Origin of the sequence: Arthrobacter sp. H5, from assembly GCF_000520595.1 — a bacterium.
Taxonomy (GTDB): domain Bacteria; phylum Actinomycetota; class Actinomycetes; order Actinomycetales; family Micrococcaceae; genus Arthrobacter_D.
Genome location: NZ_KI914978.1, coordinates 306,541 through 328,014 on the forward strand (window position 1 = coordinate 306,541; position 21,474 = coordinate 328,014).

Below are 21,474 nucleotides of genomic sequence, written 5' to 3' on the forward strand. Positions count from 1 at the left end.
ATTCTGCGGGTCTCAAAGCTGCACGCCTGGCATCTGCAATGTCTACAGCACGTCCATGGCGCGGTCGGTTGGAGCCACCGGTGCAGGCAGCTTGGTCTCCCCCATCAGCCATTGGTCCACCGCCGCCGCGCAGGCGCGGCCCTCTGCGATGGCCCAGACAATGAGTGATTGTCCGCGGCCTGCATCGCCTGCCACGAAGATTCCTGGTGTGTTGGTCATGTAGTAATCGTCCCGACCAACGTTGCCGCGCTCGTCGAACGCTGCGTTGACCTGCTCCGCGATGCCGGCCGGTTCCGCCCCGGTGAATCCCAGCGACAGGAGGACCAGGTCCGCGGGGATCCGCCGCTCGGTACCCGACTTCGGGACGCGGCGTCCATCGACAAATTCCGTTTCGGCGACCTCAATGGCGGTGAGCGTACCGTCCTCTCCTGCAAAGCCGACCGTGGACGCAAGATAGGTGCGTTCACCGCCTTCTTCGTGGGCGCTGGCCACCTCAAACAGAGTTGGGAAGGTTGGCCACGGCTGGTGTGCGGCCCGTTCCGCCGGAGGCTGGTTCCCAATCGCGAGGGTGGTGACGGACGCGGCCTGCTGTCGGTGGGCAGTGCCGAGGCAGTCGGCCCCAGTGTCGCCGCCGCCAAGAATCACCACATGCTTTCCGCGCGCATCGATCTGATTCTCGACGGTCTCTCCGGCAGAAGCGCGGTTGGCCTGCACCAGGTAGTCCATCGCGAAGTGAACCCCCTGAAGCTCCCGCCCGGGGATAGGCAGGTCGCGGGGCACTGTGGCACCCGTAGCGACGACGACGGCGTCGTACCTGCGCCGCAGCTGGTCCCAGCTGATATCCCTGCCCACGTCCACACCGGCCCGGAACCGGGTACCTTCGGAGCGCATCTGGTCCAGCCTGCGGTCCAGCAGTTCCTTCTCCATCTTGAAATCGGGGATGCCATATCGCAGCAGGCCGCCGATTTTGTCGTCGCGCTCGTAGACGGCAACGGTGTGGCCGGTTCTGGTCAGTTGCTGGGCGACAGCGAGTCCCGCAGGACCGGATCCGACGACGGCGATGGTCTTGTCTGTCAGCCTCTCCGGCGGATGGGCGTGCACCCAGTTGTTCTCAAAGGCCTCGTCGATGATCGAAACTTCGACCTGCTTGATCGTGACCGGCGGCTGGTTGATACCCAGCACGCAGGACGCTTCGCACGGGGCCGGGCACAGCCGTCCAGTGAACTCCGGAAAGTTATTGGTGGCGTGCAGCCGGTCAATCGCTTCGCGGCCCTTGTCCCGACGCACCAGGTCATTCCATTCCGGGATCAGGTTTCCAAGCGGGCAGCCCTGGTGGCAGAACGGGATTCCGCAGTCCATGCATCGCCCGGCCTGGCTCTTGAGAACACCCTTTTCCTGCGCCTCGTACACTTCCTTCCAGTCCATGATGCGCACTGGAACCGGGCGGCGCGGCTGGGTCTGACGTTCGCGTACCTTCATGAATCCGCGTGGATCAGCCACCGGTAACCTCCAAAATCCTCGTCCAGACTTCTTCACCATCGGGGTCAAGCCCCTCGTCGATGGCAGCGGCCCTGGCATCCACCACGGCGGCAAAATCCCGGGGCAGCACCTTGGTGAGGCGGTTCACCGTACCCTCGAAATCCTCAAGGAGTTTTGCAGCAAGGGTCGATTCGGTTTCCTCAAGATCCCGGATCAGCAGCTGACGGACAATCTCCACGTCCTCGGCATCGAGCTCCACGAGCTTGAGCTCACCGCTGTCCAGGGCCTGGACGTTGACCTTCTCGCGGTCCAGATCAATCACATAGGCGGTTCCTCCGGACATGCCGGCGCCAAAGTTTCGTCCGGTCCGCCCAAGGATGAGCGCCTGGCCACCCGTCATGTACTCGCAGCCGTGATCACCAATACCTTCCACAACCGCTGTTGCACCGGAGTTCCGGACCAGGAAGCGTTCGCCGACCTGTCCGCGGAGGAAGATCTCCCCGCTGGTGGCCCCGTAGCCAATGACGTTGCCTGCAATCACATTCCGGTCGGCTGCAAAGATGTTGGAGCGGTCCGGCCGGACGATGATCCGACCACCGGAGAGCCCCTTGCCCACGTAGTCGTTCGAGTCGCCGAACAAACGCAGGGTGATACCGGCCGGAAGGAACGCCCCGAGCGATTGACCGGCCTGCCCCGTGAGGGTCACATCGATGGTATCGGTGGCCAGCGTATCCACGCCGAACCGGCGGGTCACCTCGTGGCCAAGCATGGTGCCCACGGAGCGGTCGGTATTCACGACGTCCACCGAGATGCGGACCGGTGCGCGGTGGAACAGCGCGTCGGCGCTCATCTCGATGAGCTTGTTGTCGAAGTGCTGGTCAAGCTCATGGTTCTGCTTGTTCATATTGCGCAACGGCTCGTCCTGGCCAAACTCGTTGCCGCGCAAAATCGGATCGAGGTCCAGTCCGTCGGCTTTCCAGTGGTCAATCGCCTTCTTGGCGTCGAGGAACTCGCTGTGCCCGATCGCCTCGTCCAGCGAGCGGAACCCGAGCCCGGCCAGGATTTCCCGGACCTCCTCCGCCAGGAACTCGAAGAAGTTGACGACAAATTCCGGCTTTCCACTGAACCGGCTACGCAATTCGGGATTCTGGGTGGCCACGCCCACCGGACAGGTGTCCAAATGGCATACCCGCATCATGATGCAGCCTGAAACAACCAGCGGGGCTGTGGCGAAGCCAAACTCCTCGCCGCCGAGCAGGGCAGCAATTACCACGTCGCGGCCAGTCTTCAGCTGACCATCGACCTGCACCACCACGCGGTCGCGGAGACCATTGAGCATCAGCGTCTGCTGCGTCTCGGCAAGTCCCAGTTCCCAGGGAACGCCCGCGTGCTTCAGTGAGTTGAGCGGGCTGGCGCCCGTACCGCCGTCGTGCCCGGAAATGAGTACGACGTCGGCCTTCGCCTTGGTCACGCCCGCTGCCACCGTGCCGATCCCCACTTCAGAGACCAGCTTGACGTGCACGCGGGCGGAAGGATTGGCACGCTTCAGATCGTAAATAAGCTGTGCGAGGTCCTCGATGGAGTAGATGTCATGGTGCGGTGGCGGCGAAATGAGTGCAACGCCCGGGGTGGAATGCCGGGTGCGGGCAACCCACGGGTAGACCTTCTGACTCATCAACTGGCCGCCCTCGCCGGGCTTGGCACCCTGGGCCATCTTGATCTGGATATCCTCGGCGTTGGTGAGGTACAGGCTGGTGACGCCAAACCTGCCCGAGGCAACCTGCTTGATCGCGGAACACCGCTCCGGGTCAAGAAGCCGGTCAACATCCTCGCCACCCTCGCCGGTGTTGGATTTCGCGCCCAGCCGGTTCATCGCGATCGCGAGGGTCTCATGGGCTTCCTTGGAGATTGAGCCATAGCTCATGGCACCGGTGGAGAACCGCTTCACGATGCTCGACACCGGCTCCACCTCATCCAGCGGCACTGCCGGGCGCAGTCCCTCCGTGAATTTGAGCAGCCCTCGGAGAGTCATTAAGTCCTTGGACTGGTCATCCACGCCTTTGGTGTAGGCCTTGAAGATGTCATACCGGCGCTCGCGCGTGGCGTGCTGCAGCCGGAAAACCGTCTCCGGATTGAACAAGTGCGGAGGGCCCTCCCTGCGCCACTGGTACTCCCCGCCGTTGTCGAGGCTGCGGTGCGGATCTTCGATGCCGTCCTGCGGGTAGGCACTCTCGTGCCGCGCGGCAGCCTCGGCCGCCACGACGTCGAGCCCCACACCGCCGAGCTGAGTCTGGGTGCCGTGGAAGTATTCGTCCACCAGCTCCTGTGCCAGGCCCAGTGCTTCGAAGGTCTGCGCACCACAGTAGGAGCCCACCGTGGAGATGCCCATCTTGGACATGATTTTCAGGACACCCTTGCCGAGGCCCTTGATGAGGTTGCCCACTGCCTGCTCGGCGCTGACCCCAACAACGTCGCCGTTGCGGACCAGTTCCTCGCAGCTCTCCATAGCAAGGTACGGGTTGACGGCCGAGGCCCCGTAGCCGATCAATACGGCCACGTGGTGTACTTCACGCACGTCACCTGCTTCAACCACCAGGGAGGTCTTCGTCCGGTTGGCGCTCTTCAGCAGGTGATGATGCACGGCGCTGGTCAGCAGCAGGGACGGGATGGGGGCCCATTGGGCGTTGGAGTCACGGTCGGAAAGAACCACGTACTGAATCCCGCGGTTGATCGCGCTGGAAACCTGTTCGCAGATCTCGGCCAGCCGGGCGCGAAGGGACGGTTCACCGCCGTCCACACGGTATAGTCCGCGGACCTTGATGCTGACGCGGTCGCCGTCGTCGTTCCTGAGGTTGGCGATCTTGGCCAACTCGTCGTTGTTGATGACCGGGAAGGCGAGGCCCACCTGCTTGGCGTGCACCTGCTTCGCCGACAGCAGGTTGCCGTTGGGGCCGATGGATGCCCGCATTGAAGTCACCAGCTCTTCACGGATCGCGTCAAGCGGCGGATTGGTCACCTGGGCGAAGGACTGGATGAAATAGTCGAACAGGAGGCGCGGCCGCTTCGAGAGGACAGCGACCGGTGTGTCGGAACCCATCGCTCCGAGTGGTTCGGCACCGGCCTTGGCCATGGGGCCCAGCAGGATGCGCAATTCCTCCTGGGTGTAGCCGAAGGTGCGCTGTCTGCGGTTGATGGAGGCCTTGGTGTGGACCACATGCTCACGGTCAGGCAGGTCTTCCAGATGAAAGAGGTTTTCCTTGACCCATTCACCCCACGGGTTGGCCGATGCGATCTCCGCCTTGACCTCCTGGTCCTCGATCAGGCGGCCATCCTCGGTGTCCACCAGGAACATCTTGCCGGGCGAGACCCGGCCTTTGCGGACCACCTTGGAGGGTTCGATGTCGATGACGCCCACTTCGGAGGCGAGCACCACGAGGCCGTCTTCCATCACCCAGTAACGGGCGGGGCGCAATCCGTTGCGGTCAAGAACGGCTCCAACGAGCCTGCCGTCGGTGAAAGAAACCGCGGCCGGGCCGTCCCATGGCTCCATCAGCATGGAGTGGTACTGGTAAAAGGCCCGCCGGGCAGAGTCCATGGACGTGTGGTTCTCCCACGCCTCCGGGATCATCATCATGATGGCGTGCGTGATCGGGCGGCCGGACAGCATCAGCAGCTCGGCCACTTCATCGAACGACGCTGAATCGGAAGCGCCGGGAGTGCAGATGGGGAACAGTTCCTCGGGCGCGTCTCCGAGGAGGGGATGCGACAGCTGGGACTGGCGGGCCCGCATCCAGTTGCGGTTTCCCTTGACAGTGTTGATCTCGCCATTATGGGCAATGGCGCGGAAGGGCTGAGCCAGCGGCCACGAGGGGAAGGTGTTGGTGGAGAAACGCGAGTGGACAATGCCTAGTTTGGTCTTGAATCGGGGATCGGACAGGTCCGGGTAGAAGGGCTCCAGCTGCGCCGTGGTGAGCATTCCCTTGTAAACCATGGTCTTGGATGACAGCGAGGGGAAGTACACGCCGTGCTTATTCTGCGCCCGCTTCCTCACGCGAAAGGCCTTGGCATCGAGATCTGCGGCGTTGCCGTCAACAGGGCTGAGGAAGAGCTGGACAAAGTGCGGCATACACGCGCGGGCCATGGCACCCACAAGATCGGCCGTGATGGGAACCTCACGCCATCCAAGGACCTGGAGGCCCTCCGACTCGGCGATCGATTCCACGCCTGCGCGGGCGGTGAATTCCTCACCCTTTTCAGCCGGGAGGAAGGCTGTGCCGACGGCGTAGGAGCCTGCGGCCGGAAGTTCGAAGTCGACAACTGCCCGGAAGAACTCGTCGGGAACCTGGGTCAGGAGACCTGCACCGTCTCCGGTGCCTTCATCAGCGCCCACGGCTCCCCGGTGCTCAAGGTTGCGGAGAGCAGTCAATGCGGCGTCAACGATGTCATGGCCTGGTTCACCGCGCAGCGTGGCAATGACGGCCAGCCCGCAGGCGTCTTTTTCATTCTCCGGGTTATAGAGCCCTGAAGCCTCCGGGTATGCCGCGAAACGTGAAAACGGCGATTCAATCCCGGAGCGGTCCGGCGTAGTGCCGGTATTGGGTGCAGTCATAGGTAGAGTCCTTCCCCCAAAGTGGAGCGGTGGGAGGGGACAGCCTTGGCCCCGGGCGTGACCTACGGGAGGAACACGCCGAAATTCCTAATGCAAATTGTATGGCTGGACAGACCGCCACCAACATCCGTTGCGGGCAACAATTCAGTGACAGTGATCACTGATCAGTCCAAAAGCCGGCGCTGAAGACAAACCGGTAAGTTGCCTTTGCACCGAAGGGAGCCACGTCTCTGTGACAGCGAGTCCTTGGTGGGCGGTGGCCCAGAGAACTACTTGCGGGAATCTGTTTCCCGTGGCTCAGCGGCGTTGGATGTCCGGGAACCGGAGTCGCCTGAAGTGCCCTTTGTTTCTGAGAGGTTACCACGATCGCGTTCATTGGAGACTGATTCGTCCGGCTGATGGACGTCCTTGGCCGATCCGTGACCTTCGGTGTCCTCGGTCAGGTGTTTTGGCGAGGCGGCATCTTCGTCACCCCCGATCGGTGATTCCCTGTCCGGCTTTCCGTCCTTCTCCGTATCGGTTTCCTCCTCGTCGACTGCAGGCTCCCTACCGGGAAGGTAGACGGATGGGCGGTCCATGCCGCGCTGCTTCACCGTCAGGTAGAGGAAAACCGCAACGGCCACCAGCAACACGACAATGCTCGTCCAGACGTTGAGCCGCTGGGTGACGCCAAAGAAAGTGATCATCTCGGCGTCGTCGATCCGCAGTGCTTCGATCCAGACTCTTCCGAGGGTGTAATACGCCGCGTAGAGCCAGAACATACGCCCACCCCGGAGGCTGAACTTCCTGCCAAGAAGCAGCAGGATCGCTACTCCGGCAAGGTTCCACAGAGATTCGTAGAGAAATGTCGGGTGGAAGAGTGTGTCAGCCGGAAGATCCGCTGGGAAGCTTGCGTTGCCTGGATCTATTTCGAGACCCCACGGCAAGGTGGTGGGACTGCCGAAGAGTTCCTGGTTGAACCAGTTACCCCAGCGGCCAATGGCCTGCGCAAGCAACACGCCGGGTGCCGCGGCATCCGCAAACGCATCGAGGCGCACGCCCGCACGGCGGCAGCCGATCCAGGCTCCAACAGCACCAAGGGCGATCGCACCCCAGATGCCCAGCCCGCCTTCCCAGATCCTGGGAATACGGGAAAGATCCCCGTCAGGACCAAAGTAGGCATCGGGCGACGAAAACACATGGTAAAGGCGTCCGCCGATAATCCCGAAGGGCACGGCCCAGATGGCGATGTCCCAGATGGCGTCCGGATCTCCCCCGAATCGCTTCCAGCGTGCGGAAGTCAACAGCAGCGCAACGATAATCCCAAGCAGAATGCAGAGCGCGTACGCCTGGATGGTCACCGGTCCAAGGCTGAAGCTCGCCCACTCCGGCGGAGGGCTGGGGATACTGGCAGGCAGTGAAGTCAACATTGTCAGCTCTTTCGGGTTCCGGTACTGAGGTCTTGGATCAGCGCGGCCAGCGCAGGCACTCCGCCGTCGCGCAATGCTGCGACCAGTGCGGTTCCGACGATGACGCCGTCGGCATACTCCGCGATTTCACGGACGTGGTCCGCCGTGGAGACGCCCAGTCCCACACAGGCCCGCTCGGCGCCGGCCTCATGGGCGGCAGCGACAACTTCGCGAGCTGCCGTGCTTACCGATGTCCGAGCACCGGTGATACCCATGATGGATACCGCATAAACGAATCCGCGGCTCGCTTCAACAGTCACCTGCATGCGCTCGGCACTGGTGGAAGGCGCCACGAGGAACACACGATCCAGGCCGAATTCGTCGGAGGCGGCAATCCATTCCCCGGCCTCATCCGGCGTCAGGTCAGGGGTGATGAGTCCCGCGCCGCCTGCTTCGGAGAGCCTGCGGGAGAATTCCGGTACGCCCATCCTCATGACTGGGTTCCAATACGTCATGACCAGTACCGCCGCATCAGTCCGCGCAGTTATTCCGGCCACAACATCGAAGACCTGATTGACGGTGAAGCCATTGGCCAGCGCCTCGACGGTTGCTTCCTGGATCACCTGACCATCCATGACGGGATCCGAGTACGGGATACCGATTTCGATCAGATCCACACCGTTTTCCGCCATCGCGACACCGGCCTCGATGGTGGTTTCCACATCGGGAAAGCCTGCCGGCAGATACCCGATGAGGGCCGCCCTGCCTTCAGAGAGTGCCCTGTCAATGGCTACGGCGGACTTGCTCGGCAATGCCGTGCTCACAGTTGCTCACCTTCCTGACCGATCTCAGCTTCGGGACTGTCCTCGGGGAGAAGGTCAAACCACTCCGCGGCAGTAGCCACGTCCTTGTCCCCCCGGCCGGACAGGTTGACGAGCACCAGGCACTGGGAAGGATCGGCTGCGTCTGCTGCCAGCCGCTGCCCTACCTTGATGGCCCCTGCCAGGGCATGCGCGGATTCTATGGCCGGGATGATGCCCTCGGTGCGGCACAGCAGACGAAATGCTTCCATCGCCTCGGCATCGGTGATGGGCTCGTACGCAACCCGCCCAATGTCGGCAAGGTACGAGTGTTCCGGTCCCACCCCCGGGTAATCGAGTCCGGCGGAAATGGAGTGGGACTCGATGGTCTGGCCGTCGTCGTCCTGCATCAGGTAGGACCGCGCGCCATGAAGCACACCGGGCCGGCCGAGCGTAATGGTGGCCGCGTGCCGCCCGGTGTCAACGCCGTCGCCCCCGGCTTCAAAGCCATACAGCGCCACGCCGCGGTCGTCGAGGAAGCCGTGGAAGATGCCGATCGCGTTTGAGCCGCCGCCAATGCATGCGCAGACCGCGTCCGGAAGCCGCCCCGTCTGATCGAGAATCTGTTCCCTGGCCTCTTCGCCTATGACCTCGTGGAAGTAGCGGACCATCGCCGGGAAGGGGTGCGCCCCGGCAGCGGTACCGAGCAGGTAGTGGGTGGTGTCCACATTGGCCACCCAGTCCCTCAGCGCGTCGTTGATGGCGTCCTTGAGGGTCTGTGAGCCGTTGGTGACGGGAATGACCTCGGCGCCGAGCAACTGCATGCGGGCGACATTGAGCGACTGCCGTCGGCAGTCCTCCGCTCCCATGTAAACAACGCATTCGAGCCCCAGCAGGGCGGCCGCCGTTGCACTGGCTACGCCGTGCTGGCCCGCACCGGTTTCCGCGATGACCCGCGTCTTCCCCATGCGCTTGGCCAACAGCGCCTGGCCCAGGACATTGTTGATCTTGTGTGAGCCGGTGTGGTTGAGATCCTCCCGCTTGAGGAAGATCCGGACGCCTCCCGCATGGACTGCGAACCGGCTTGCCTCAGTCAGCAGTGACGGCCTGCCGGAATAGTTTCGATTGAGCTCAGCCACCTGCGCGGTGAAGTCCGGGTCGGCCTTCGCCTTCTCGAAGGTGTCCTCGAGTTCGTCCAAGGCGGCGATCAGTGACTCAGGCATCCACCTGCCACCGTAGGCGCCAAAGTAGGGACCGCCCGCGTGGCGCAGGCTTTCCCCGTTGAGGAATGCGTCAGCTGTGTTGTCGGCTGTCTGTCCGGGGCGTGCCGCCTCCGGCGGTTGGGTGTCAGTCATGAACCTGCTTGTCCTTAGTGGGCTGATCGGCTGCGGATCGCGGTCACCGCTGCCTATGGGCTACCTGGAGTTCTTGAGCAATGCCGTGCGCACCATGCTGGCGGCGGCGGTAAATTCCGCGACGGTCGCTTCCGGATTGTTATGCCGGACAAGCGCCTCGCCCACGAGTACGGCGGAGGCGCCGTCGGAGGCGAACTGCTCGACGTCGGCCCGGTCCCGGACGCCTGATTCGGCAACAATCACGGCATCTGTGGGAATCCCGGAGACCAGGCGGGAGAACACCGACCTGTCAATACCGAGCGTCAGCAGGTTCCTGACGTTGACCCCGATAATGCGGGCGCCAACCCGGACAGCCCGCTCCACTTCCTGCGCGGTGTGGGCCTCCACCAGGGCGTTCATCCCCAGTTGGTGCGTTAGGTCCAGGAACCGGATGAGGTCCTCGTCCGACAGCGCGGCGACAATCAGCAGCACCAGGTCGGCGCCATGGGCGCGGGCCTCCCAGATCTGGTACTCGTCAACCGTGAAATCTTTGCGCAGGATCGGGAGCTCAACTGCGGAACGGACGGCGTCGAGGTCGGCCAGGGACCCGCCAAAGCGGCGCTCCTCAGTGAGTACGCTGACGACGGCGGCGCCTCCGCGCTCGTACGCCGCGGCAAGCTCCGCAGGATCGGCGATCTCGGAGAGGCTCCCCTTGGAAGGACTCCGGCGCTTGACTTCAGCAATCAGTGAGACCCTTGTGCCGTCGGAACGCAGGGCCGCCAAGGCGTCCCGGGGTGCTGCGGCGGCGTCCGCCAGCGGGCGTAGTTTTTCTATGGGAAGTGCGCGCCTACGGACCTCAAGGTCCTCCCGGACGCCAACAATGATGTCGTCGAGGACACTCACTAGTGGCTGGGGTTCTTCAGTTTGTGTCCGCCGACGCCATAGCCGACCCTTTTCAGCACGAAGCCCACGACGAGCCCCATGAGCATCACCGCGATTCCCACCCAGAACAGAACTGTCCCGGCCGCGAAGTTACCCTCGGTGCTGGAGAAGATGTAGGCAAACGATGACAGTGCACCACCACCCAGCATCACAAATACGCAGGTCCATGCGGCGGGGCTGTTGCCGTGGCCGATGGTCTCATCATGCATCGCTGAATGGCTGGCCATCTGATCGTCAGTGGCATTCTGTGCGGGCGCCGTTTTGGCCATGGTGATTCTCCTTGAAACTGGTCTGTTGACCATTCTGCCATTAGTTAAGTGGAAGAGCTGCCCGTGTTGCGGCTGCTAACGGGTGGGGTCCTCTCCCTTGCTCAAACTATCCCAGCTGTCGATTTCATCGGCATGTGCGGTGGTTTCGCTGGCGGAGGCCGGCGCTACGGCGGCGGACTCGTAGCGTCGTGACCGACCCCAGTTCCTGCCGGCCGCAACCATCCATGCCGCTGCTGCGATGAGTAAGACGCCGGCGGCGACAGCCACCCAGGGCATCGGGGTCAGGGCAACCACGGCGGCGCCGGCGCTGCTGATTCCAATGGTTTCGCCGATCACCGGAACGGCGGCGGCAGTTGGATCAGCCAGGATGCCTGCACTTGTCCAGACGATCCCGACCCCGGCAGCCGTCAGGATCACGGCAACAACCCAACGTGCCACCCGGCCAGAAATGGATCCCGCCAAGGCCGCCGCCAGCGCGACCAGCGCAAAGGCGGTGACGGACGTGGCGGCGTCGGACCCCGGGACCTGCTGGACCGGAGTCTGGACGGCGTCCTGCGGAAGCCGCACCGAAAGCCAGGTTTGAGTGGTGCTGCCGAACGCGGCAAGCGCAACCAGCACTGTGGCGAGAACCACAGTGCCTTTCCGCTGTCGGCGTGGCGTACTGCTCTCAGCCATCCTTACGTCCGTCCCTGCACTGTTGTTGGGGTCACTGTCTTCAGGCTGGAGGCGATCAGTGCCGCGCGCAGCGGTGCCGCTGCCTTGTTCACTGTCTCCTGCGCCTCAGCGCGGGGGTCGGAGTCGGCAACAATTCCTCCGCCTGCCTGAACATACGCATGCCCGTCGCGCAACAGTGCGGAGCGAATGGCGATCGCCATGTCCATGTCGCCGGCGAAGTCGAGGTAACCCACCACACCGCCATAGATTCCGCGCCGATGAGGCTCCAGTTCGTCCAGGAGCCTCAATGCCCGGGGCTTCGGAGCGCCTGACAGAGTCCCAGCCGGGAAGGTTGCAGCAAGCACATCGTAGGCCGATTTGGAAGGCTCCAACTGCCCGACTACGGTGGAGACCAGGTGCATGATGTGGCTGAACCGCTCCACCTCCATGAACTGGGTCACATCCACCGTACCGGGGGTGCAGACTTTTGAGATGTCATTGCGGGCAAGGTCCACCAGCATGAGATGCTCGGCGCGTTCCTTCTCGTCCGCCAGCAGTTCCTCCGCCAACGCACGGTCATGCTCCACGGTCTTTCCCCGCGGGCGGGACCCTGCAATGGGATGCGTGATGACCTCATCGCCGTTGACGGTCACCAGCGCTTCGGGTGAGGACCCCACAATCGAGTATTCCCTTCCACCGGCGTCGGCCATGCTGAACAGATACATATAAGGACTGGGGTTCGTGTTACGCAGTACCCGGTAGACGTCCAGCGCCGATGCATCGCAGTCGATTTCAAAGCGGCGCGAGATGACCACCTGGAACACCTCACCGTCCACGATGGCCTCCTTGCCGCGATCGATGGCCGCGAGGTACTGGTCCTCATTCCACCGTTCGCGGACGGTGGACATGAGTGCATTGCTGTCCACTGTGCCGTTCTTCAGGATTGAGACGGGTTGCTCGGCCGCGGCGCCGAGACGCTCAAGCATCGCTGTGACACGTTCGACGGCGTCATGCCAGGCCTGATCGGCGCGCTCGGGTGAATCGTCAAAGTTAATGGCGTTCGCCACCAACGTGACGGTGCCCTCCGAATTGTCATGAATGGCCATGTCGGCGACAACGCTCATGGCCAGTTCGGGCAGGTCCAGGTCATCCTCCGGCGGAGAAGTGAGCCGCTCCCAGTGGCGCACGGATTCCCAGCCGATGAACCCCACCATGCCGGAGGTGAACGGTGGAAGCTCCTCAAAGCGCCGGGTGCGCAGCGCCTCCACCGTAAGCCGCAGCGCTTCGACGGGGTTGCCGTCAACAGGCACGCCTGCCGGCGGCTCACCCAACCAGTGCGCCTCGCCGTTCAGGGTGGTCAGGGTTGCGCGTGAGTTTGCGCCGATAAACGAGTAGCGCGACCATACACCGCCTACTGCCGCGGATTCCATCAGGAAGGTTCCCGGGTGACCATCCGCCAATTTCCGGTAGATCCCTATGGGCGTGTGGGCGTCGGCGAGCACCTTCAAGTGCACCGGAACCACCCTCCGCTCCCGCGCGAGTTCCCGGAATTCGTCGAGACCCGGGCTGATTACTCCAAGCTCCTGCATTTACGCTTTCCTACTCTCCACCGACGACGGCGGGCAGCCCGCGGCCGTCGAAACAAGTGCGTGTTCCCGTATGGCAGGCCGCACCCACCTGATCCACGCGCACCAGCAGCGCGTCGCCGTCGCAGTCAAGAGCAACGGATTTCACCCACTGAACATGCCCTGAGGTGTCGCCTTTGCGCCAATATTCGCTACGCGACCGCGAGTAAAAGGTCACGCGGCCGGTTGTGAGCGTTCTGTGCAGCGCCTCGTCGTCCATCCAGCCGAGCATGAGGACTTCCCCCGAATCGTGCTGTTGAACCACCGCCGCGACCAGCCCGGCGGCGTCGCGCTTGAGGCGGGCGGCGATCTCCGGGCCAATCACGGAAGAAGGGCTGGAAGTGTGCGTCCGATCAGGTTCACTGTGTGTAGGCATCGCATTCAATTCTAGTCGGCGGAAATGGCAGCACCGCGCCCCGCTGCAGGCACGATCGGTGTGATTGGCGCAACAGGTCACTTAGTGGCGTTTGCACGCGCCAAAAAGCGCCGTATCGTGCTAGTTTCAGCAGTGATGCGATTTGTAGAACCCTCCCGCGAAGTTCTGGCTGAGACCCTGCTGGCAGCCGGACCTCACTCCCCCACGCTGTGCGACGGCTGGCAGACCAAGGAACTCGCGGCTCACCTGTACCTCAGGGAACACCGCCCGAGCGTGGCGTTGGGCGGGCTGATCAAACCGCTGGCGCTCGTCTCCGAAAAGGCCACCCGGACGCTTGCCGCTAAATCTGCGTCCGTCAACGGCTACGCAAAGCTGATCAAGGACATCCAGAAGGGTCATCCCGCCTACTCCCTGGCGCGGTTTCCCTCCATCGACACCAGCACCAACCTCATCGAGTATTTCGTCCACACTGAGGACGTCCGCCGTGCCCGCAGCCGGTGGGCACCCCGCGCGCTAGACGAGGAATACTCCAACGCCCTGTGGGATGAACTCATCAAGCGCGCCGCGATTCTATACCGTGGGGTTGACCTTGGAATTGTGCTGGTCCGTCCGGACGGACCGCGGCATGTGGCCAAGCGCGCACCCGTTTCGGTGGCTATTGTCGGTGAACCGGGAGAATTGCTGATGCATGCGCACGGGCGCACCCGGCACGCGCTCGTGACCTTCGAGGGGCAGCCCGACGCCGTCGCACTCCTGGACAGTGCCGAAGTAGGTTTATAGCCCGCGTTGATCTGCAGTCAGCGCCCGGGTCACCGGACAGGAAATCCTGCATCCCTAATGGCTTTCTTGACCTGCGCTATCGCGTCAACAGGGCCAAAGTGGAACACCGACGCTGCGAGCACCGCATCCGCTCCGGCGGCAACGGCCGGCGGGAAGTGAACAGGTGAGCCTGCGCCTCCGGAAGCGATCAACGGCACCGATACGGCCGCCCGTACGGCGCGGATCATCTCCAGGTCGAAGCCCTGCTTGGTGCCGTCTGCGTCGATGGAGTTCAGCAGGATCTCCCCCACTCCGCGGTCCGCGGCTTCCCGGGCCCATGCCACGGCGTCAATACCGGTGCCTTTCCTGCCACCATGGGTGGTGACTTCGAAGCCCGACGGCGTGGCGCCGTCGTGCGTTCTCCTCGCGTCGAGGGACAACACCAGAACCGAGGAACCAAAGTGGGTGATGATCTCGTCAATGACTTGCGGACGCGCGACGGCGGCGGTGTTGATGGATGCCTTGTCCGCACCAAAGCGCAGGAGCCGGTCAACATCTGAAATCTCCCGCACTCCCCCACCGACGGTCAACGGGATGAAGACCTCCTCGGCCGTCCGCGCGACCACCTCGAAGGTGGTGTCACGGTTGCTCGAGGATGCGGTGACGTCGAGAAAGGTCAGTTCGTCGGCGCCTGCCCGGTCATAGCGGTGTGCCAGTTCAACAGGATCCCCGGCGTCACGGAGATCTTCGAAATTGACACCCTTGACCACGCGGCCGGCGTCGACGTCGAGGCAGGGGATGACCCGGATTGCAACGGTCATGGCCGGCCTAGATCCGGCAGGCGTGGATGGTGCTGACAAGGATGGCCCGGGCGCCAAGGTCGTAGAGCTCATCCATGATCTGGTTGGTCTTATTGCTCTTGACCATTGAGCGCACGGCAACCCATTCCGAGTCCCGCAGCGGGGATACTGTCGGCGATTCGAGCCCGGGCGTCAGCGCTGCGGCCCGGTCAACCAGCTCCTTGCGGATGTCATAGTCCAGCAGAACGTATTGCCTGGCCACCAGCACGCCCTGCAGCCGTCGGATGAGAATGTCGAGGCCTTCGGGAGCGGCGCCCTTCCTGCCAATCAGGACAGCTTCGCTGCGCAGGATCGGGTCTCCGAAGATTTCCATGCCCGCAGCCTTGAGCGTGTTACCGGTTTCCACCACGTCGGCGATGGCATCGGCCACTCCAAGCCGCACCGAGGACTCCACTGCGCCGTCCAGCCGGACAACCCGGGCGTCGACCCCGCGCTCGGCCAGGAAGGCGCGGAGCAGTCCGTCGTAGCTGGTGGCAAGACGCTTCCCCTCAAGCTCCGACACGTTGGCGAAGTGGCCCACCGGACCGGCGAACCGGAACGTCGAGGCACCGAAGCCCAGGGGCAGCAGCTCCTCGGCATCAACCTGCGCATCGAGGAAGAGGTCCCGCCCGGTGATACCCACGTCGAGGGTGCCGGAGCCTACGTAGACGGCAATGTCGCGCGGACGGAGGAAGAAGAATTCAATATCGTTCTCCGGGTCCACCATGACCAGTTCACGGGTATCGCGGCGTTGACGATAGCCGGATTCCGTCAGCATGGCGGACGCGGATTCAGAGAGGGAGCCTTTGTTTGGAACAGCTACGCGAAGCATGGGTTTTCCTTTAGCCGGAGGTTTGGAGGTCTTGTACTGGTGCCACGCCCGGATAATCCCGGCGCGCGGCTACAGATGCTTGTAGACGTCCTGCAGCGATAGACCTTTGGCAAGCATGAGCACCTGAAGGTGATACAGAAGCTGCGAAATTTCCTCAGCCGTGGCTTCGGTGGTTTCATACTCGGCAGCCATCCACACCTCGGCTGCTTCCTCGACAATTTTTTTCCCGATCCCATGGACGCCCGACTCCAGTTCCGCCACCGTGCGCGACCCCGGAGGTCGCGAGGAGGCTTTCTCACTCAGCTCGGCAAACAGGGCATCGAAGGATTTCACTGAGCCAACGTTACCGGGCCGCCGCGGATCCTCCCCATTCGGGCCCACCTATGTGACCTTCGTCCCTGCGGCCGGCGCCTGCGCGGTCCACGGCGCCAGGACCGCTGCGGTGGCCAGCGCCGCGGCCGTGGCCTCATAGCCCTTGTCCTCGACAGATCCCGGCAGCCCTGCGCGGTCAAGCCCCTGCTGCTCGGTATCGCAGGTCAGGACGCCAAAGCCGATCGGCACTCCCGTGCGCACGCTCACCTCGGTGAGTCCCGACGTCGCCGCCTGGCAGACATAGTCGAAGTGCGGCGTCCCGCCCCGGATCACGACGCCGAGGGCCACGACGGCGTCATGGTGCGGTGCCAGCCGCGCGGCTGCCACTGGCAGCTCGAAGCTGCCCGGGACTCGCAGGACTTCCGGCTCGATGCCGGCGTCCGCTGCCGCGCGCCGGGCGCCGTCGAGCAGTCCATCCATGATCTCGGTGTGCCAGCTCGCGGCAACAATCGCCATCCGAATGGGCGTGCCGCCCATTTCAATGGTGCTGAGGTCCAGCGTTGGAGCGCCGTGTCCGCTCATGTGTTTTCTCCTTGGTGGTGGAAGGGTCTAGCTCTGCTGAATCGGGTGGTCCGCCAACCGGGAAAACCTGTGGCTTAGCCGGTCCCGCTTGGTCTGCAGGTACTTGTGATTCTCGGCCCGTGATGGAACCTCGGAGGACACCATGGTTTCGACGTCGATGCCGTGGTGGATCAGCCGTTCGCTTTTCAGCGGGTTATTACTCAGGAGCCGGATGCGGGTTAGCCCGAGCTGGCGCAGGATCTCCGCCGCGATCTGATAATCCCGGGCATCGACAGGGAGTCCCAGCTGTTCATTGGCCTCGACGGTGTCCCACCCTGACTCCTGCAGGGCATACGCCTTGAGCTTATTGGCAAGACCGATACCGCGTCCCTCCTGGCCGCGCAGGTAGATCACTGTTCCACCCTGCTCGCCAATGAGTGCAAGCGCGTGTTCCAGCTGCTCACCGCAGTCGCAACGGTAGGAACCGAAAACGTCGCCGGTGAGGCATTCGGAGTGCAGCCGGACCAGTGCCGGCAAAGAGTCCGGTGCCGGTATCGGCGAGGAGACGCTCAAGTGCTCCACTTTCGTTGCGTGATCGGTCCAGACCTGCGCCGCAAAGCTTCCAACGGACATCGGAAGGGTGACAACTGGACCGCCGGAAACCGCAGTCACAACGCCGCCTCCTTCTTGTGGAGCACCAGATACTGCACCATATCCTCTATGGAGATGAGGGGCAGCCCGTGGTGCGTGGCAAAATCCCGCAGGCCAGGCAACCGCATCATTTCGCCGTCGTCCGTGGCTACCTCCGCGATCACTGCCGCAGGTTCCAGGCCAGCGAGCAAACACAGGTCGACGGCGGCTTCCGTGTGCCCGCGCCGGGTGCGGACCCCGCCCTCTGCCGCACGGAGTGGGAAGACGTGTCCCGGCCTGGTGAGGTCGGATGCGCGGGAGGCCGGAGACGAGAGAGTGCGGGCGGTCAGTGCCCGGTCGCCTGCGCTGATTCCGGTGGACACCCCATCGGCCGCATCACACGACACCGTGTATGCCGTGCCCTTGGTGTCCTGGTTGACCTCGACCATGGGCGGAAGATTCAACCGGTCGGCCGCCGCGCCCATGATCGGAACGCAGAGGACCCCGGAGGAGTACCGAATGGTCCAACCCGTTAGTTCGGGAGTGGCGAACTGGGCGGCGAAAATGATGTCGCCTTCGTTCTCGCGCCCGGCATCGTCGACCACGACGACGGCGCCCCCCGCCGCGACGGCTGCCACGGCGGATTCGACGGTATCCAGGCTCACCTGCACCTGCTCTGCCGGGTGGCCGGCGGTCATGACCGGGTCCCGGTGGTGGCAAAGCCGAGCAGGCGTTCTGCGTACTTCGCGAGCACATCCATCTCCAGATTAACCTCATCGCCGGGTTGTTTGGCGCCCAGACCGGTCTGGTTCAGGGTGGTGGGGATAAGCCCCACTTCAAACCAGGCCGACGGAGCTCCGGCGCTGCTCACGGCTGTCACGGTAAGGGACACCCCGTCCACCGCTATGGAACCTTTTTCAGCGGCGTACCGGGCCAGCTCCAGTGGAAGCTCAAACCGCAGTCGATGCCACGCGCCAAGATCCTCGCGTTCGGTGAGGGCGCCGATCCCGTCCACATGGCCCTGGACAACGTGTCCATCCAGCCGTCCGGTGACGGGGACGCAGCGTTCCAGGTTGACGCTGCCACCGGGGCCGAGGCTCCCTGTGGTTGTGCGGGTCAGCGTTTCCCCCATCACATCGACCGTGACGCGGCCGTTCATGATTGTGGTTGCCGTGAGGCACACGCCGTTGACGGCAATGGATCCGCCAGGTTCGAGATCGGCTCCGGAGCGCGGCGCGTCGAAGGCCAGGACGGCGCTGCCGCGGTCACCGGCCAGGTCCAGGGACACCACAGTGCCCCGTTCCGAAACTATTCCTGTGAACATATGTCAGCTGCCTTTCGAATCCGCCGGTGCGGCGATGGGTTTGAGATGAAGCCGGACGTCGTCGCCAAGTTGGGTCACAGCGGCGGCGCCATCAGAATCGAGCCGCCAGACCTGCGCATCGACGAGGGTGCCGATGCCCAGTCCCTGGAAAGCGGCGATCCCCTGGCCAAGCAGCATGGGCGCCACATAGACAAATAGTTCGTCCACCAGTCCCGCCGCGAGAAAGGCGCCTGCAACCTGCGCGCCGCCTTCGATCAGGACGTGCCGCACGCCGAGTGCGTGCAGCTCCGACAGGGCCGCTCGGGGATCGTGCGTGCGCAGCTGCACAAATCCAGGGCCGCGGATGTCGGCGTCCCTGGGAACGTCCCGCATGCCCATCACAGCGCGCACTGGCTGAAGCGGAGAGTCCGAACCGTCGAGGGCGCGTGCCGTGAGGCGGGGGTTGTCCGCGAGTACGGTTCCGGTGCCCACCAGGACTGCATCAGCGCGCCCCCGGATGGCGTGACCGTCAGCCCGGGCGTGCGGTCCGGTGATCCACTGGCTGGACCCATCGGCGGCGGCAGCCTGCGCATCGAGGGTCTGGGCGGTCTTGAGCGTGACGAAGGGCCGGCTGCTGCCCAAGGCCAGAGCCCAGCGCCGATTAAGTTCCTGCGAGGAATCGGCAAGCAGACCCCCCGTGGTCTGGATCCCCCGGGCGTCCAGCCATTGCGCGCCAGCAGCTGCCTCCGGATTCGGATCAGCTGCCGAGTAGACCACACGGCTGATACCTGCCGCAGCAATCGCTTCGGTGCAGGGGCCTGTGCGGCCGGTATGGTTGCACGGTTCCAGCGTGACCACCATGGTGCAGCCTGTGAGGGCGGGACGTGCGCTCCGGGCGTCGTCCAGCGCGGCAATCTCCGCGTGCGGGGTTCCTGCGCCGAGGTGCCGCCCGGAACCCAGCATTCCTCCGTCCGTATCCAGGACGACGGCGCCGACGAGGGGGTTGGCGCCGCGCACTCCCTGACCTGCGAGGAGCAGGGCATGCTCCATCGCCATCATTTCGGCAGCTGTAATGGGTGTGTTCAAGGCGTTCACCTCAGGGTTGGATCAGGTAGGAGGACCTCGACCCGCGGTTTGCTGCTCTCCCGCGCACGCACCCAGACAAAGAATCCGATCAGGGTGAAGATTCCGTAGAAGAGGTACATGAAGGCGGTTGCGTAGTACCCGGCGCTGAAGAGGAGCGGCACTCCGACAATGTCCACGGCCACCCAGATCAGCCAAAATTCCACCCAGCCCTTGGCCATACCAAAGGTGGCGAGCAGCGAGCCGACAAAAGTCCAGGAGTCGGCCCAGATGGGTTCGTAGGAGCCCAGCATCCGGAAGAGCGGGGTGAGTGCCACGGTGCCGAGCAGGAGCCCCGCGACGAGTCCGATGCGTGCCTTCGCGGGTGCCCAACGTGGGGTGACAGCGTGGCCGCCGCCGCTACTGGAGGCGCGCCATTGACGCCAGCCATAAACTGCGACGGCAATAAACATCACCTGCCGGCCGGCCTGGCCAAGGAGGTTTGCTGCGTTGTCGCCGCCAAAGACGGAGCCCATGAACACCGTCAGCAAGAGGACGTTTCCGATGATGCCCACCGGCCAGGTCCAGACTTTTCGGCGCATTCCGCCGAAGGCGCTGAGCAACCCGAAAATGTTGCCCATGACCTCGCGTACCAGCAGCGAACTTCCGCCCACCGGTAGCTGGGCTTCAAAGAGCCACCGCAGAAAATCCATGTCGTTCCCTCTACCTCAAGCGGCGGCTCCGGGGGTAACGACAGGCGCGGAAGTGCTGGCTGATCGACGCATTAAGCGCTGACAGCAAAGCACAGCCGTAGCTGTACGTGCTTCTCCCATCCAGACTTTAACTGTCGGTGCCGGAATTTCACCGGCTCAACCGGCCACCACCACGCGGATGCGCGGACAGCGGACGGGTCGCGGACTATAACCGCCGGTTCGGAATTACACCGACCCCGGAGCACGTTTGTACAGGGATATTCTTTCACATCGATGGCAGGCCCTGTCACACTTCGTCGCGTAGATCACCAGGTTCTCCAGCCAGCTTCTTTAGACCGATACCTTTTCCGGCTTGAAGTCGACCCCTGCTTCCTTGCGCTGCTGCGCGGTGATTGGCGCGGGCGCAGCCGTCAGCGGATCATAGCCGCCGCCGGACTTGGGGAATGCGATGACGTCGCGGATGGAATCGGTGCCGGCGAGCAGCGCCACGACGCGGTCCCAGCCGAAAGCGATGCCGCCGTGAGGGGGAGCGCCAAACTTGAAGCCCTCCAGCAGGAAACCGAACTTCTCCTGCGCATCCTCCTGGCTGATCCCCATCACGGAGAACACCCGTTCCTGCACATCGCGCTGGTGGATACGGATCGAACCGCCGCCAATCTCGTTGCCGTTGCAGACAATGTCGTAGGCGTAGGCAAGTGCGTTTTCTGGGTCGGTGTCGAAGGTGTCCATGAACTCGGGCTTGGGCGAGGTGAAGGCGTGGTGCACTGCGGTCCATACTCCCCCGCCCACCGCGATGTCACCGGCAGCAACAGCGGCCGACGCCGGTTCGAACATGGGTGCGTCAACCACCCAGACAAACGCCCACGCGTTCGGATCAATGAGATCCGTCCGGTGTCCGATCTCCACACGCGCCGCTCCAAGAAGGGCCCGCGAAGGTGCCCGCTCTCCCGCAGCGAAGAAGATGCAGTCACCCGGTGCGGCGCCCAC

At 63.7% G+C, this 21,474-nt stretch carries 21 protein-coding genes and 1 riboswitch; of the genes, 1 reads left to right on the plus strand and 20 read right to left on the minus strand.

Annotation, left to right across the window (positions count from 1 at the left end; genetic code table 11):
- Positions 1-42 precede the first annotated feature (42 nt).
- The 10 genes from Y708_RS0103250 to hisI form a co-directional block, all read right to left on the minus strand.
- Entirely contained in the window at positions 43-1,500 is a 1,458-nt protein-coding gene (locus tag Y708_RS0103250; protein WP_028278818.1) for a glutamate synthase subunit beta, read from the minus strand.
- Entirely contained in the window at positions 1,493-6,088 is a 4,596-nt protein-coding gene (gene gltB, locus Y708_RS0103255) for a glutamate synthase large subunit (RefSeq protein WP_028278819.1), read from the minus strand. The genes Y708_RS0103250 and gltB overlap by 8 nt, the downstream gene beginning before the upstream one ends.
- 269 nt (positions 6,089-6,357) lie before the next feature.
- Positions 6,358-7,497 (minus strand): prolipoprotein diacylglyceryl transferase, encoded by a 1,140-nt coding sequence (gene lgt / locus Y708_RS22530; protein ID WP_081746438.1) that lies wholly within the window; start codon positions 7,495-7,497, stop codon positions 6,358-6,360.
- Between the two features lie 2 nt (positions 7,498-7,499).
- The gene (gene trpA, locus Y708_RS0103265; protein WP_028278820.1) at positions 7,500-8,300 is read right to left on the minus strand and encodes a tryptophan synthase subunit alpha; all 801 of its coding nucleotides are present in this window, start codon (positions 8,298-8,300) and stop codon (positions 7,500-7,502) included.
- Entirely contained in the window at positions 8,297-9,631 is a 1,335-nt protein-coding gene (trpB, locus tag Y708_RS30725; protein ID WP_028278821.1) for a tryptophan synthase subunit beta, read from the minus strand. The genes trpA and trpB overlap by 4 nt, the downstream gene beginning before the upstream one ends.
- Before the next feature lie 60 nt (positions 9,632-9,691).
- Complete coding sequence (gene trpC, locus Y708_RS30730; RefSeq protein WP_028278822.1) at positions 9,692-10,513, minus strand: indole-3-glycerol phosphate synthase TrpC; 822 nt, start codon at positions 10,511-10,513, stop codon at positions 9,692-9,694.
- Complete coding sequence (locus Y708_RS0103280; RefSeq protein WP_028278823.1) at positions 10,513-10,821, minus strand: HGxxPAAW family protein; 309 nt, start codon at positions 10,819-10,821, stop codon at positions 10,513-10,515. Before Y708_RS0103280 ends, trpC begins: the two co-directional genes overlap by 1 nt.
- Before the next feature lie 75 nt (positions 10,822-10,896).
- On the minus strand, positions 10,897-11,496 hold the full coding sequence (locus Y708_RS0103285) for a Trp biosynthesis-associated membrane protein (RefSeq protein WP_028278824.1): 600 nt from the start codon (positions 11,494-11,496) through the stop codon (positions 10,897-10,899).
- Between the two features lie 2 nt (positions 11,497-11,498).
- Positions 11,499-13,064, minus strand: coding sequence for an anthranilate synthase component I (locus tag Y708_RS0103290; protein WP_028278825.1), 1,566 nt, complete (start codon positions 13,062-13,064; stop codon positions 11,499-11,501).
- A 10-nt stretch (positions 13,065-13,074) separates the two neighbouring features.
- Positions 13,075-13,476 (minus strand): phosphoribosyl-AMP cyclohydrolase, encoded by a 402-nt coding sequence (gene hisI / locus Y708_RS0103295; protein ID WP_035775042.1) that lies wholly within the window; start codon positions 13,474-13,476, stop codon positions 13,075-13,077.
- Positions 13,477-13,611: 135 nt separating this feature from the next.
- Between hisI and Y708_RS0103300 the strand changes: the two genes are divergently transcribed.
- Entirely contained in the window at positions 13,612-14,256 is a 645-nt protein-coding gene (locus Y708_RS0103300; protein WP_028278827.1) for a TIGR03085 family metal-binding protein, read from the plus strand.
- 29 nt (positions 14,257-14,285) lie between these two features.
- Here Y708_RS0103300 and hisF read toward each other — a convergent pair whose 3' ends face one another.
- The 10 genes from hisF to Y708_RS30735 form a co-directional block, all read right to left on the minus strand.
- The gene (gene hisF, locus Y708_RS0103305) at positions 14,286-15,056 is read right to left on the minus strand and encodes an imidazole glycerol phosphate synthase subunit HisF (RefSeq protein WP_028278828.1); all 771 of its coding nucleotides are present in this window, start codon (positions 15,054-15,056) and stop codon (positions 14,286-14,288) included.
- 7 nt (positions 15,057-15,063) lie between these two features.
- Positions 15,064-15,906 carry an ATP phosphoribosyltransferase gene (gene hisG / locus Y708_RS0103310; protein WP_028278829.1) on the minus strand — a complete coding sequence of 281 codons (843 nt, stop codon included), beginning with the start codon at positions 15,904-15,906 and terminating at the stop codon, positions 15,064-15,066.
- 69 nt (positions 15,907-15,975) lie between these two features.
- Entirely contained in the window at positions 15,976-16,239 is a 264-nt protein-coding gene (locus Y708_RS0103315) for a phosphoribosyl-ATP diphosphatase (protein ID WP_028278830.1), read from the minus strand.
- Between the two features lie 48 nt (positions 16,240-16,287).
- Complete coding sequence (gene ribH, locus Y708_RS0103320; RefSeq protein ID WP_028278831.1) at positions 16,288-16,800, minus strand: 6,7-dimethyl-8-ribityllumazine synthase; 513 nt, start codon at positions 16,798-16,800, stop codon at positions 16,288-16,290.
- Between the two features lie 27 nt (positions 16,801-16,827).
- The gene (locus Y708_RS0103325; RefSeq protein WP_081746449.1) at positions 16,828-17,412 is read right to left on the minus strand and encodes a GTP cyclohydrolase II; all 585 of its coding nucleotides are present in this window, start codon (positions 17,410-17,412) and stop codon (positions 16,828-16,830) included.
- A gap of 35 nt (positions 17,413-17,447) precedes the next feature.
- Positions 17,448-18,107 (minus strand): 3,4-dihydroxy-2-butanone-4-phosphate synthase, encoded by a 660-nt coding sequence (gene ribB / locus Y708_RS0103330; RefSeq protein WP_028278833.1) that lies wholly within the window; start codon positions 18,105-18,107, stop codon positions 17,448-17,450.
- Complete coding sequence (locus Y708_RS0103335) at positions 18,104-18,733, minus strand: riboflavin synthase (protein ID WP_028278834.1); 630 nt, start codon at positions 18,731-18,733, stop codon at positions 18,104-18,106. Before Y708_RS0103335 ends, ribB begins: the two co-directional genes overlap by 4 nt.
- 3 nt (positions 18,734-18,736) lie before the next feature.
- Positions 18,737-19,807, minus strand: coding sequence for a bifunctional diaminohydroxyphosphoribosylaminopyrimidine deaminase/5-amino-6-(5-phosphoribosylamino)uracil reductase RibD (gene ribD, locus Y708_RS22535; RefSeq protein WP_035775124.1), 1,071 nt, complete (start codon positions 19,805-19,807; stop codon positions 18,737-18,739).
- A complete protein-coding gene (pnuC, locus tag Y708_RS0103345; RefSeq protein WP_028278835.1) occupies positions 19,804-20,487 on the minus strand; it encodes a nicotinamide riboside transporter PnuC in 684 nt (227 codons plus the stop codon). The genes ribD and pnuC overlap by 4 nt, the downstream gene beginning before the upstream one ends.
- 103 nt (positions 20,488-20,590) lie before the next feature.
- Positions 20,591-20,736: riboswitch (FMN riboswitch) on the minus strand.
- Between the two features lie 81 nt (positions 20,737-20,817).
- Positions 20,818-21,474: amino acid--tRNA ligase-related protein (locus Y708_RS30735; RefSeq protein ID WP_035775044.1), on the minus strand; the 657-nt coding region annotated here is incomplete at its 5' end.